Source organism: Agromyces sp. Marseille-P2726, from assembly GCF_902809835.1.
In the GTDB taxonomy this organism is placed as follows: Bacteria; Actinomycetota; Actinomycetes; order Actinomycetales; family Microbacteriaceae; genus Agromyces.
The window spans coordinates 156860-169600 of sequence record NZ_CADDWM010000013.1 but is presented as its reverse complement, the minus strand read 5'-3'; the positions used below and the strand labels follow the sequence as shown (position 1 = coordinate 169600).

At 70.6% G+C, this 12741-nt stretch carries 10 protein-coding genes; 1 reads left to right on the top strand and 9 read right to left on the bottom strand.

Features of this window, described 5'->3' with window-relative positions; genetic code table 11:
- Positions 1 to 208: 208 nt before the first annotated feature.
- From HUS56_RS08840 to HUS56_RS08820, 5 genes are read right to left on the bottom strand one after another with little or no spacing between them, the layout of a single operon-like run.
- On the bottom strand, positions 209 to 952 hold the full coding sequence (locus HUS56_RS08840) for an SUMF1/EgtB/PvdO family nonheme iron enzyme (protein WP_173923036.1): 744 nt from the start codon (positions 950 to 952) through the stop codon (positions 209 to 211).
- A 51-nt stretch (positions 953 to 1003) separates the two neighbouring features.
- A complete protein-coding gene (speB, locus tag HUS56_RS08835) occupies positions 1004 to 2035 on the bottom strand; it encodes an agmatinase (RefSeq protein WP_173923035.1) in 1032 nt (343 codons plus the stop codon).
- A gap of 45 nt (positions 2036 to 2080) precedes the next feature.
- Positions 2081 to 3700 carry a thiamine pyrophosphate-binding protein gene (locus HUS56_RS08830; RefSeq protein WP_173923171.1) on the bottom strand — a complete coding sequence of 540 codons (1620 nt, stop codon included), beginning with the start codon at positions 3698 to 3700 and terminating at the stop codon, positions 2081 to 2083.
- A gap of 22 nt (positions 3701 to 3722) precedes the next feature.
- Positions 3723 to 5393: an amidohydrolase gene (locus HUS56_RS08825; RefSeq protein ID WP_173923034.1), complete on the bottom strand. Its 1671-nt coding sequence runs from the start codon at positions 5391 to 5393 to the stop codon at positions 3723 to 3725.
- Positions 5390 to 6712 (bottom strand): MFS transporter, encoded by a 1323-nt coding sequence (locus HUS56_RS08820; RefSeq protein ID WP_173923033.1) that lies wholly within the window; start codon positions 6710 to 6712, stop codon positions 5390 to 5392. Before HUS56_RS08820 ends, HUS56_RS08825 begins: the two co-directional genes overlap by 4 nt.
- A 244-nt stretch (positions 6713 to 6956) precedes the next feature.
- Between HUS56_RS08820 and HUS56_RS08815 the strand changes: the two genes are divergently transcribed.
- A complete protein-coding gene (locus HUS56_RS08815) occupies positions 6957 to 7868 on the top strand; it encodes an Lrp/AsnC family transcriptional regulator (RefSeq protein WP_254431370.1) in 912 nt (303 codons plus the stop codon).
- Between the two features lie 63 nt (positions 7869 to 7931).
- On the opposite strand, the gene HUS56_RS08810 is transcribed toward HUS56_RS08815, so the two are convergent.
- From HUS56_RS08810 to HUS56_RS08795, 4 genes are all read right to left on the bottom strand, one after another.
- Positions 7932 to 8816, bottom strand: coding sequence for a hypothetical protein (locus HUS56_RS08810; protein ID WP_173923032.1), 885 nt, complete (start codon positions 8814 to 8816; stop codon positions 7932 to 7934).
- A 147-nt stretch (positions 8817 to 8963) separates the two neighbouring features.
- Positions 8964 to 10337, bottom strand: coding sequence for a class I SAM-dependent methyltransferase (locus HUS56_RS08805; protein ID WP_173923031.1), 1374 nt, complete (start codon positions 10335 to 10337; stop codon positions 8964 to 8966).
- Positions 10334 to 11713 (bottom strand): FAD-binding oxidoreductase, encoded by a 1380-nt coding sequence (locus HUS56_RS08800; protein ID WP_173923030.1) that lies wholly within the window; start codon positions 11711 to 11713, stop codon positions 10334 to 10336. The genes HUS56_RS08805 and HUS56_RS08800 overlap by 4 nt, the downstream gene beginning before the upstream one ends.
- 39 nt (positions 11714 to 11752) lie before the next feature.
- Positions 11753 to 12685, bottom strand: a complete 933-nt coding sequence (locus HUS56_RS08795; RefSeq protein ID WP_173923029.1) for a LysR family transcriptional regulator — start codon at positions 12683 to 12685, stop codon at positions 11753 to 11755.
- Between the last annotated feature and the right edge of the window lie 56 nt (positions 12686 to 12741).

Below are 12741 nucleotides of genomic sequence, written 5' to 3'. Positions count from 1 at the left end.
GGTGTCCTTGCTTTCAGGAGTCCCGGAAGGGCTCAGGAGTCCCGGAACGGCTCAGGAATCCCGGAACGGCTCAGGAATCCCGGAACGGCTCAGGAATCCCGGAACGGCTCAGGAGTCCAAGGAGGGTTCCGGATTCCAAGAGGGTGGCTGGCGTCCGGCCGCTCAGCGTCGCGGCGTCCGGCCGCTCAGCGTCGCGGCGTCCGGCCGCTCAGCGGCGCGGCGTCCAGCCGAACGGCGTCGGCCCGTCGAGTTCGGCGCGCTCGAGGTCGGCTTGCGCCGACCATCCCTGCGCGGCATCCGTCGCATCGAAGCCGCCTCGCGCGACCCGGAACCCGACGTCGTCGTGGTGCATGCGCGGCGCTCCGCCGCGACGCGTCGAGGCGCGCACGCTCCATGCGTCATCGGCGAACCCGCCCCCGCGGAACACCCGGTACTCGTCGTACCGCGCCGGGTCGAGCAGGTCCCAGCACCACTCCCACACGTTGCCGAGCGTGTCGAACAGCCCGTTGAGGTTGGGATGCTTGCCACCCACGTCCTGTGGGGTGGTCACGCCGTCGGCGCTCGTCCAGGCGATCTCGTCGAGCGGACCGTAGTGCGGGCCCGTCGAGCCGGCACGGCATGCGAACTCCCACTCCGCCTCGGTCGGCAGCCGGTATCCGTCGGCGTCGACGTGCCAGGTGACGTCCTCGCCGTCATAGGTGTAGGCGGGGTCGAGTCCCTCCCACTCGGATGCCGCGTTGCAGAATCGGATGGCGCGAAGCCAGCTCACGTCGGACGCCGGCCGGCGCGGGTGCGACGCCGTCTCGCCGAGCAACTCCGCGAGCTGCTCCTGCGTCACCGGGAACACGCCGATCTCGAACGACTCGAGCTCGACACTCCAGCGCACCTTGCGGCGCGCGTCGTGCAGGTTGACGGTGCCGGCCGCGATGCGGGCCATCTCGATATCCGTCACCGGTGCAGTCTCGCATGCGGCACCGCCGCCATGACGACGGAGAGCCAGGGCCTACCGAGGCCCCGGGTCCCGCGGCGCCATCGCGCTGATGAGCTCGTAGGCCACGTGTGATGCCGCGACCCCCGTGAGCTGCGCGTGGTCGTAGGCGGGGGCCACCTCGACGATGTCGGCCCCGACGATGCGGCGATCCGCGAGCGCGCGCAGGATGCGCAGCAGCTCCCGGCTCGTCATCCCACCCGCTTCGGGTGTGCCTGTGCCGGGCGCGTGCGCAGGGTCGAGCACGTCGATGTCGACCGAGATGTACAGCGGCGCGTCCCCGATGCGGGCGCGGATGCGCTCGATCGCCGCGGGGACGCCGTGCTCCTCGAGGTCCTCGCTCGTGACGATCGCGAAGCCGAGCCGCTCGTCGTCGGCGAGATCCTCCACGCCGTAGAGCGGTCCGCGCGTGCCGACGTGCATGCTCGCGGTGAGGTCGATGAGCCCCTCCTCCGACGCCCGGCGGAACGGCGTGCCGTGCGTCACCGGAGCCCCGAAGTAGGTGTCCCACGTGTCGAGGTGCGCGTCGAAGTGCAGCACGGCGACCGGGCCGTGCTTCGCGTGCACCGCACGCAGCAGCGGGAGGGCGATGGTGTGGTCGCCGCCGATGACGACGAGCCGGTCGGCGCGGTCGTCGAGCGCCCGCGCACCCCGCTCGATCTCGGCGACGGCCTCGTCGATGCTGAAGGGGTTCACCGCGAGGTCGCCGGCGTCGGCGACCTGCTGCGTCGCGAACGGCGAGATGTCCTGCGCCGGGTTGTAGGGCCGCAGCAGACGGGATGCCTCGCGCACGTGCGCCGGTCCGAAGCGCGCACCCGGGCGGTAGCTCACGCCGCTGTCGAACGGCACGCCCACCACGGCGATGTCGGCGCGCTCGACGTCCTCGAGTCGTGGGAGGCGCGCGAACGTGGCGATGCCCGCGAAACGCGGCACCAGGCTGGCGTCGACGGGCCCGACCGGATGCCTCGATCCGGTGCCCGCGCCCGACGTGTCGGCCGCGCCGACAGGGGCCGTGGCATCCGTGTCATCGGTGTTCGAGGAGTGCATCTCGAGTTCCTTCCGGTGGGTGGGTCAAGCGAGGCGGGTGCGCGATCACTCCTGCGCCTGCGGCACATGTACGAGCTGCACGCCACCTTCAGCGATCGCGTCGCGGATCGCGTCGGCGACGGCGGCGAGGTCGTCGACGCGCCGGCCACGGGCCCCGAAGGCGTTCGCCAGCGCCGCCCAGTCGGGCTGCACCAGGTCGACGCCGATCGGCTGCATGCCCCGGTCGAGCTCGTTCTGGCGGATCTCGCCGTAGCCGCCGTTGTCGACGCACACGATGGTCAGGTCGAGACGCTGCTCGACCGCGGTGACGAGCTCGTTGACCGCGAACATCAGGGCGCCGTCGCCGAGCACGGCGACCACCGGTCGGTCCTGCTGGGCGACGCGAGCGCCGATCGCCGCGGGCAGCCCGTAGCCGAGCGTCGCGTAGGTGGGTGTGTAGAGCAGGGAGTGCGGTCGGGCGCAGCGCAGCACGTTCGCGAGCGCGAGGTACACGATCTGCGACGAGTCCCCCGCGACGATCGCGTCGTCGGGCAGCGCTTCCGAGATGCGCTCGGCGAGCGCGACCGTCGATGGCGCCGCCGCCGCGGTCTCCTCCGCGATCGCCCGACGTGGGGCCGACAGGTCGGGAACCGGGCGCGTCTCCACGGGCAGCGCCGCAAGCAGCTCGGCCACGACCGGCGCGCAGTCGCCGAGGATGCCGACCGTCGCCTCGAGGTTCTTGTGCAGCTGCGCAGCCGAGCGGTCCACGCGCACGACGCGGCCGCGCGCCTCGAGCGCGGGCGCCCAGAGTTCGGCCTCACCGAGCTTCGAGCCGAGTACGATCAGCACGTCGGCGGCCTCGGCGACCTCGCGCGCCGCGGCCAGGCGCAGGTTCGAGCCGAGCGAGAGCGGATGGCGCTCGTCGACGGTTCCCTTGCCGTTGAGCGTCGTGAGCACCGGCGCCCCGAGCCGCTCGGCGAGCGCGGTGACCTCGCGTACGGCGCGCGTCGCACCGCCGCCGGCGATGATGACGGGCGATCGGGCGCCCGCGATGAGCTCGGCGGCCGCGCGGATCGCCGCGGCATCCCCTACGGCCGGTGCCCGAGCAGGGCGGGCCGCCCGAGCGCCGGCGGGCACCTCGGCCGGCGCCTCGAGCACGTCGAGCGGAATCTCGATGTGCACGGGCCGCGGGCGGCCGGTGCGGAACAGCTCGAAGGCGGCGTGCACCGCATCGACCGCCTCGGCCGCGCTCTTGACCCGCCGCGACCACTCGGCGATCGCGCCCACCATGGCCGAGGCATCCTTCGTCTCGTGCAGGGTGCCGACATCGCGGAACTCGTCGCCCAGCGCCACGCCCGGTGAGAGCACGAGCAGTGGGCGCGACTCGCAGAACGCCGTGCCGATCGCGCTCATCGCATTCTGCAGTCCTGGCCCCGACGTCGTGATGACGACACCCGGGAGGCCGGTCTGCTGCGCCCATCCGTCGGCGCCGTAGCCCGCACCCTGCTCGTGCCGGTTGGTGACCGCCCGGATTCCGAGGTCGGCGAGCGGACGGTACAACTCGAGGTTGTGCGTGCCCGGGATGCCGAACACCGTCGTCACCCCGTAGGCGCGGATGGTCTCGAGCACGGCGCGGCCCGCCGTGTCGGCGTACGGTGCGGCGAGGTCGACCGGCGCATCCGTCATCGTCATGGGTGGGCCCCCTTCGTCACGCCGCGCGGTGACGCGGCTCTCCGCCGACCCACGTCTCGAGCACGGCGATCTGCGCGATGCGCTCGGGTGCGACGGCGAGCGGGTCGTCGGCGAGCACGGCGAAGTCGGCGTACTTGCCGACCTCGAGCGAGCCGAGGTCGTCCTCGCGCCCGAGCGACACCGCGCCCTCGTACGTGTGCGCACGCAGGGCGGCCTCTGCCGAGACGCGCAGGTCGTCGGATCCGAGCTGGTGGCCGCGTCGCGTGACCCGCGTCACGGCGGTCTGGATCGCTTCGAGCGGGATGGGGTCGGCGACCGGGGCATCCGAGGAGATCGTGATCGGCACGCCCGCCGCCTCGAACTCGCCGAGCGGGTTGAACCGCTCGCCCGGAGTGCCGATGGCCTCCTCGACGCCCTCGCCCCAGTTGTAGTAGTGCTGCGGCTGGTTCACGGGGCGGATACCCGCCGCCGCCATGCGCACGATCTGCTCGGGCGTCGGCAGTCCGCAGTGCTCGATGCGGTGTCGCGCGTCGTCGTCGGGCCGCTCGGCGAGGGCCGCCTCGATCGCCGAGACGACCATCTCGATCGCCGTCGGCGACTGCGCGTGCGTCGCCGTCTGCAGGCCGGCCGCGTGCGCCCTGCGCACCAGCTCGGCGTACTCCGCGGGCTCGTGGTAGAGCTGGCCGGTGCGACACGGGTCGCCGACGTAGCCGTCGGGGAAGTACGCGGTCCACCCGCCGAGGGTGCCGTCGGCGTAGAGCTTGATGCCCGCGAAGCTGAGGTGCGCGTTGCCGAACTGACCGACGAGCCCCATGTCGAGGGCATCGTCGAGCAGGTGCGAGAGCAGGTACATCGACACCCGCAGCTCGAGCCGGCCGGCCTCGGCCGATCGCAGGTACATGTCGAACTCGCGTCGCGACACCTGCGCGTCGCCGATCGTGGTGACCCCGCCCGCGAGGAACCGCTGCGTCGCGAGGTCGAGCTGGCGCAGGTGCTCCTCGGGCTCGTCGGCCAAGTGGAAGTTCGGCCCGTGGTGGCCGATCTTCACGCCGTGCACACCGGTCAGGATATTGCACGCGGCATCCGACAACTCACCCGTGAGCTCGCCCTCGGCGTCGCGGAAGAACTCCCCGCCCTCGGGGTTCGGCGTCTCGCGGTCGACGCCGTTCACATCGAGGGTGTACGAGTTCACGACGCCACCGTGCCCCGAGGCGTTCATGAGGTACACCTCGCGATCGGTCGCGACCTCGTCGAGCTCGAAGCGGGTCGGATGCCGCTGCTCGACGAGATTGCGGTGCTCGTAGCCGTAGCCGCGCACCGGTCGCCCCTCGGGCAGCTCGTCCGCCGCGGCCTTCAGCAGGGCGACGATCTCGGGGATGCTCCCCGCCTTCGCCGGCCCGCAGTCGACCCACGTCATCATCTGCCCGTACATCAGCGGATGCGCGTGGGGATCGATGAAGCCGGGGACGACGACCGCGTCGCCGAGGTCGATGCGCTCGGGCGCCAGCCCCGCGGCATCCGCCGCCGCCTCGCAGTCAGCCGCGGAGCCGATCGCGAGGATGCGTCCGCGGTCGAGGAGCATGGCCGTCGCCGTCGTCGACGCCGGGTCGACGGTGTGGATGGCGCGGGCGGTCACGAGGCGCGGCGCGGTCTGCGCCGGCCGGTCGAAGGCGGTGAGCTTCCTCATGCCGTCGGGTTCGCCGTCGTGTCGGTGCGAGCGTTGAACGAGGCCGTGACCGGCGCCTCATCCGAATGCTGCGGCGCGAGCTTCGTGCAGATGCCGGCGAGGATGGCCATGCCGGTGAACATCGCGATGACCGACCAGATGTTGTCGGTCCACGCGATGAGCTGCGTGGCGAACCACGGCGAGAAGCCGGCCCAGATCGCGGCGCCGACGCCGTACGCCAGCGCGATGGAGGTGTACCGCGCCTGGGGGCGGAACATCTGGGCGAGGATGGCGGCGATCGGCGCGTACGTGGCGCTCATCGCGATACGCACGAGCGAGGCGAGCAGGAAGATGAGCGGCTCGATCCTGCCGGGCAGCACCAGCATGAACGGCGCGAACGTGAGCACGGAGGTGACGAGCCCGATGTACATGACGTTCTTGCGGCCCCACTTGTCGCCGAGCCAGGCGACCGGCAGCGTCACCACGAACTCGACGAACGAGGCGATCGTCATCGCGTCGAGGATTACCTGCTCGCTGATGGAGATCGGCTCCCCGGTCGCGTAGGCGGTGGCGAAGGTGGTGGCGAGGTAATAGCCGCCGGTCGAGATCGGCAGCAGGCCGATGCCGAGCAGGATCGGCTTCCAGTTGCGGCGGAGTGCGAATGCGAGCGGCATCGACTGCTTGCGGCCTTCGACCTTCTGCTCGAAGACCGGCGTCTCCTCGACGCGGTACCGCACCCAGAGGCCCACGCCGATCAGCACGATCGAGAGCAGGAACGGGATGCGCCATCCGCCGTTGATGATGAAGTCGTCGCCGAATCGGGTCATGAGCGCGAACACGCCCGAGGCGAGCAATGCGCCGGCCGGGTTGCCGAGCTGCGTGAAGCCGCCGTAGAACGTCTTCGACTTCTCGGGCGCGTGCTCGACGCTCATGAGCACCGCGCCGCCCCACTCGCCGCCGACCGCGAGACCCTGGAGCGCGCGCAGGAGGATGAGCATGATCGGCGCCCAGATGCCGATGACCTCGTACGTCGGCAGGCAGCCCACGAGCACGGTCGCGACGCCCATCAACAGCAGCGTGATGACGAGCGACACGCGACGGCCGAGCTTGTCGCCGATGTGCCCGAACAGGATGCCGCCGAAGGGGCGGACGACGAAGGCGACCGCGAATGTGGCGAACGCGGCAGCCGTCTCGGCGAGGGGATCCTCGCTGGGGAAGAAGAGGGGGCCGAAGACGAGCGCCGCTGCGGTGGCGTAGACGTAGAAGTCGTACCACTCGATCGTCGTGCCGACGAAGGCCGCGAAGCCGGCGCGCCGGGCCCTGCTGTGCGTTGAGGTCATGACCGCTCCTTTGCGGGTGGGTGATGCCGGTCGAGGTGGCCGGCGAACGGGGCGACGATTCGGATGCTACGAGCACCCGAGCGCGACGGCAAGCACGGAACTCCAGCGCGAGGCCCTCGCGGACTGCGCTTTTGCTTTGGCGGGAGTGCACATCTCTGCTGCACGTGCACTCGCGCGCCGCCTACACTGGAGATATGGCGAGCGTCACGCACGTTCGTGGGAATCTGAGCGGATCGAGTAAACCATGGTGAATTTCGATGCCGAGCTCATCCGCGCCCTGCAAGACGACGGCCGGGCGAGCATCCATGACCTCGCCGCTCGACTCGGGCATTCGCGGGCCGGGGTCTCGGCACGCCTGCGGGCGATGCTCGCCGACGGAACGGTGCGCGTGATCGCCGCCGTCGATCCCGAGTTCCTCGGCCAGAACGTGCTCGCGCATGTGTCGATCCGCACTGACGGCACCACCGAGCCGGTCGCCGAGCACCTGCGCGGGCTGGGCGAGACGGTGCTCGTCTCGGCGGTGGGCGGCGTGCACGACCTCGTCACCGAGATCCGGCTCGGCTCGATGCCCGCGTTGCACCGCCTCCTCGAGCAGATCCGGTCGCTGCCGGGTGTCGCCGACATCAACACCCTCATCTACTCGACGGTGATCAAGGGCTTCTTCGTCTCGGAGTATCGCGGCGGCATCCGGATCGACGCGACCGACGCGGGCCTCATCGAGCACCTGCAACGTGACGGCCGCACGAGCTTCCGGGCGCTCGGAGAGGCCGTGCGTCTCTCGCCGTCGGCGGTCGCGACGCGGGTCGATCGGCTCATCGCGGCCGGCGTGATCAAGATCAGCGCCGTCGAGGCACGTGGACTCGCCCATCGGCAGCTCTCACTCGGCGTCGGCATGAACCTCGCCGGCGACGACGATGCGATCGTCGACGCGATCCGCTCCTGGCGCGGGGTCGACTTCGCCGCGCGCACGCTCGGCCGGTTCGACCTGATCATGACGCTCGTCGAGCCGTCGGCCGGCGCCCTCTACGCAAGCCTCGAGCGGATCCGCGCGCTGCCCGGCGTCATGCGCACCGAGGCCTGGTTCCACCTCGCCGTGCTGAAGGAGGACTATGCGCGGACGCTGCGGGCCGCGGAGGTGGTGGGCGCCCGGGCCTGACGCCTCCCGTCGCGCTCGCGTCTCGGTCAGGTGCTGGTGGCCGCGACCGATGATGCCAGGCGCTCAGCGGCGGAATGACGAAGCGAAGTCACCGTACGGCACCTGGCCGCCACTCGCTTCGAGCGCCTGCACCACGTCGTCGGGAATGGGCGTCCACCAGGCGGGCATCCGCGCCGCCACCTCGGGTCTCAGCACGTAGAGCAGCACGAAGTTGACGATCCAGATCGACGGCGCCATCGACATGCCGACGGTCGTCTGCCGGCCGCGCTTGTCGTTGGGCACGAGCTGGACCGGGGCGCCCAGCTGCTGGGCCTCGTTTCCGAAGACGAGCTCAGACGGATAGGCCGAGTCCTCGTAGAGCATCTTCAGGGAGTCCTCGCAACCGTTGTGCCTGCACCATCTCGCCAGGTACCCCACGACCGGCACGAGGACGGGGTTCACCTGCTTCGTGGGTGCAGCGTCGTTCGCGAGGCTCATCAGGATCCCGTCGGGGTTGACGAACAGTCCGTAGCTGGCCAGCACGGTCGGCGTCGGCGTGCCGTCGACGTTGGAGATGAGCGGACGACCGTTGGTGTTCGTGAAGATGCGAACGCTTTCGTCGACCAGCTTCGCCCACTCGGGCTCACCGCCGATCCCTCCGCCACTGATGAAGAGCAGGTACTGCTCCTCGGTGAAGACGCGGCTCTTGTCGAGCCCCAGCTTGCGCGCGATCTGATCCGCTTGTGCCTGACCGAGCGGCCGGTTGATCAGCGGCGTGCTCGGAGCCTGCTTCGGCGCCCACTTCTCGTACTCCGGCGTCCCGGCGTACGGCTGCACGAAGCCGGTGTCGGGCCCCGCTCCCATCGCCGGTGCGGCTCCGAGCCCGAGCACGAGCGCGATCGCCGCGGCGATTCCGGTGACCGTCGCGACACCGCGGGTCGCGCGCAGCCCTTCATGTACCCCTTGCATCACGACCACTTCCCCCAGGAACGTGTACCCGCAGTCTGATTCGCACGTTCCGCACTGTCAAGCGCTGGCGGGCCGCATGGTCGTCCCGCCAGCGGGCGGCAGCGCTTCGAGCCCACCGACCGCAGCCCGGGCGATCGACCAGCGCCTCTACGGCGTCCACCACGGTCGCAGCGGAAGGTCGCCGACGCCGCCCTGCTCGTCGGGCTTGACCGCGAGCACCTGGTGCAACTGGATGCCGCCGCGCTCGAACTGGAGGCGCGACCCGGCCATGTAGAGCCCCCAGACCTTGGACTTCTCGAGCCCGACCTCCTCGACGGCCTCATCCCAGTGCGCGACGAGGTTCGCGCACCAGTCGCGCAGGGTCAGCGCATAGTGCGGGCGGAGGTTCTCCTCGTGCAGCACCTCGAGGCCGGCGTTCTGCGCCTCCGTGATGATGCGGCCCGAGCCGGTGAGCTCGCCGTCGGGGAAGACGTAGCGGTCGATGAACCCGTGGGTCGTAGGCTCGGCCTTGTTCTCGGGGCGCGTGATGCAGTGGTTCAGCAGCATCCCGCCCGAGCGCAGCCGCGACTTCAGGAAGCGGAAGTACGACCGGTAGTTCTTCACGCCGATGTGCTCGAGCAGCCCGATCGACGACACCGCGTCGAAGCCGGTCTCACGGATGTCGCGGTAGTCGCCGAAGCGCACCTCGGCCAGGTCGGCCAGGCCTTCGTCGGCGATCGCGCGCTGCCCCCACCTCGCCTGTTCCTGCGAGAGGGTCACGCCGACCGCGTGGACGCCACGACGAGCGGCATAGCGCACCATGCCGCCCCAGCCGCATCCGACGTCGAGCAGCCGGTCGCCCGGTTCGAGCCGCAGCTTCTCGAACACGAGGCGGTACTTGTTCTCCTGCGCTTCGTCGAGGGATGCCTCGGCGCTCGGGTAGCACGCGCACGTGTACGTCATCGACGGCCCGAGCACCCACTCGTAGAAGGTGTTCGACACGTCGTAGTGGTAGTGGATCACCTCGGCGTCTCGAGTCTTGCTGTGTCGGCGTCCGGTGGCCAGGCGGCGCCAGCGCGGCGGCACCTCCTGGGGCGGCGGGGCGATCGGCCGCAGGTGTTCGACCCCGATGGACCGAACGATCCGGGCCATCGTCTTCGGCGGCGGCATCCGGAACACGAGCTCGTCGGCGAGCGCCTTGAGCAGCTCGTACGGGTCGCCGGGGTGCACGCCGTGGATCTCGATGTCGCCGGCGATGTAGGCGCGGGCGAGGCCGAGGTCGCCGCGAGCCGTGGCGAGGTAGGTCGTGCCCCGTGGCGACGTCAGCTCGAGCCCGAACGGGGCATCCGCCGGGCCGGCCGAGCTGCCGTCGTACGCGGTGAACCGCAAGGGCAGCCTACCGCCGGCCAGGAGTTCGAGGATCTCGGCGAGGGCGAGCTTGCCGTCATCTGCCGGCGCCCCCGATATCGCGTCGGGAATCGACGCAGGGTCGGATGCCGCTGGCTCGCTCGTTCCGGGCGCCCGGTCCTTGAACGTCGTCATCGTCGTTGCACCGCCTTCGCATAGAGGTCGAGGAGTCGACCGCCGGGGTCGTATCGCGCCTTCACCGCGCGAAAGGCGTCGCCGCCGTACCGCGCGTCGAACTCCTCCCGGGAGTAGTAGGCGTCGGAGTAGAGCGACTTGTGCCCGTCGAGCTCGCCGACCTCGCGCTCGATCCGGCGGTTCGTCTCGCCCTCGGTCGCGCCGACCGGAACCGTCGACCAGAAGCCGACATTGACGTAGGTCTGGTTGGGCCGCAGCGGGTACAGCGGCCAGCCGTCGTCGTTGCGCAGGCGCACCGGGCACAGCCAGATCGGCGAGATCGGCACATTGGCCAGGAACCAGTCGAGGAACTCGACGGTTCGCCCGATCGGCACCTCGATGTCCTGGATGACCCATTCACGCGGCGGGCGGCGCTTGAGGCGCTCGAGCCTGTCGCCGATGCCGTACCGCCGTGCGAGACGCATGAGCTTCCAGTACGAGCTGCTTCGCCGATATCGACGCGGCCACAGCCGCCGAACGAGCGGGTGCTGCGCGCCGAACCCCTTCGAGCACCAGAACCAGTCGGTGTCCCACCGCCAGAGGTAGTCGTCGATGGTCAGACGATCGGGGAGCGCTCCCTCGTCGTGCTGGATGGAGCGGTAGTAGATCCGCTGTCGCGTGTAGTCGCTCACCGGGCCGGATGCCGCGGTCTGCGTGCCCAGGCACAGGTAGCTCTCCTCAGCACTGAACACGACGCCGTCGAGGTAGTCGACTCGCACGCCGTCGTGGGCGCCGGTCTCGACGATCCGATCCATCTCGGCGACGAGGTCGTCGAGCGCGTGGAATCGCAGGTGCGTGAGGGCGACGAACGGCTGCACGGGCTCGAGCTCGATGCGCAGGCGCACCGCGTAGCCGAGCGTGCCGTACGAGTTGGGGAAGGCGCGGAACAGGTCGACGTGCTCGTCGGGCGACGCCGTGACGAGCTCGCCCGCCCCGGTGAGGATGTCGAGTTCGAGCACGGACTCGTGCGGCATCCCATTGCGGAACGAGGCTGACTCGATACCGAGCCCGGTGACTGCGCCGCCGAGCGTGATGGTCTTCAGCTGCGGTACGACCAGCGGGGTGAGCCCGAACGGGAGGGTCGCGGCGACGAGGTCCTCGTAGGTGCACATGCCCGCGACATCCGCCGTGCGCGCCTCGGGGTCGACCGCGATCACGTGCGTCAGTCCTGAGGTGTCGAGCCCCGGGGCATCCGCCCTCGCACGTGGCCGGAACAGGTTCGACGTGGGCTTCGCGAGCCGCACCGGGGCACGTGCCGGCACGGCCCGGTAGCTCGCGAGCAGGCGCTCGACGCCGTCGGCGTGGGCGGTGCGTGCGTCGGTCTCGCGAACGGACACGCCTTCACGGTAGTCCCGTGCAGGTCACGCGGCCACCGATCAGGCGAGCCGCATCGTCTTTCCCGCCCGGGCCGCGAACGCCGTGGCGGTGGCCGCGATCGTGCGCTGCATGACGTCGACGGCAGCGGTCGGCGCGACATCCGCTGGCCTGGTGAGACTGATCAGCCGCGTGAGCGTCGGCTCTTCGAGCCGCACCGAGCGCAGGCCGGGGCGGTCGATGAGCACCATCGCGGGCACGATCGCGACCCCGAGCCCGCGCTCGACGAACCGCAGCACGGCGTCCATCTCCGCGCCCTCGAGCACCACCTCGGGAATGAGGTCGGCGTCGCGGAAGGCCGCGTCGGTGGTGCTGCGCAGGTCGTAGGTCGAGCTGAAGACGATCTGCGGCAGGCCTGCGACATCCGCCAGCCTGATCGCGTCGCGATTGGTGATGGGGGCTTCGGCGGCGGATGACACGACCACGAGCTGCTCGACGAGCAACGGGGTCACGGTGAAGCGCTCGGCCGCGGCGGCGGATGCCGCGTGGGAGGTGGTGACCAGGGCGAGATCGAGCTCGCCGCTGCCGAGTTCGTCGAGCAGGCGGCGCGAGCCCTGCTCGGAGAGGTGCAGCTCGATGCCCGGATGCTCCCGGTGGAACTCGCTGAGCGCCTCGGCGGCGAGGCTGATGCTGAGCGTCGGCGTCGCACCGATGCGCACCCTCCCCCGCTCGAGGCCGGCGAGTTCGGCGAGCTCGCGTCGCACCGACTCGGCATCGGCGAGCATGCGACGCGCGAGCGGCAGCAGCACCTCGCCCGCGGCCGTCAGCGTGCTGCCGCCGCGTGCGCGGTGGAACAGCTCGGCACCGAGATCCCGCTCCAAGGCCGCGATCTGCCGGCTCAGCGAGGGCTGAGCGAGATACAGCTCTTCGGCGGCCCGGCTGAAGTTGCCGAACCGGGCCACCTCGACGAAGCTCCGGAGTTGCTCGAAGTTCACATCGATAGCTTACTCGCATCGTCCCCACGTCGAAGATGCATTGGACTCATCGAAAT

Bases quoted from the DNA above. Each gene is read 5' to 3' on its own strand.
- HUS56_RS08825 (WP_173923034.1), bottom strand. From the start codon at position 5,393: ATGAGGAAGCTCACCGCCTTCGACCGGCCGGCGCAGACCGCGCCGCGC.
- speB (WP_173923035.1), bottom strand. From the start codon at position 2,035: ATGCACTCCTCGAACACCGATGACACGGATGCCACGGCCCCTGTCGGC.
- HUS56_RS08830 (WP_173923171.1), bottom strand. From the start codon at position 3,700: ATGACGGATGCGCCGGTCGACCTCGCCGCACCGTACGCCGACACGGCG.
- HUS56_RS08810 (WP_173923032.1), bottom strand. From the start codon at position 8,816: ATGCAAGGGGTACATGAAGGGCTGCGCGCGACCCGCGGTGTCGCGACG.
- HUS56_RS08820 (WP_173923033.1), bottom strand. From the start codon at position 6,712: ATGACCTCAACGCACAGCAGGGCCCGGCGCGCCGGCTTCGCGGCCTTC.
- HUS56_RS08805 (WP_173923031.1), bottom strand. From the start codon at position 10,337: ATGACGACGTTCAAGGACCGGGCGCCCGGAACGAGCGAGCCAGCGGCA.
- HUS56_RS08815 (WP_254431370.1), top strand. From the start codon at position 6,957: ATGGTGAATTTCGATGCCGAGCTCATCCGCGCCCTGCAAGACGACGGC.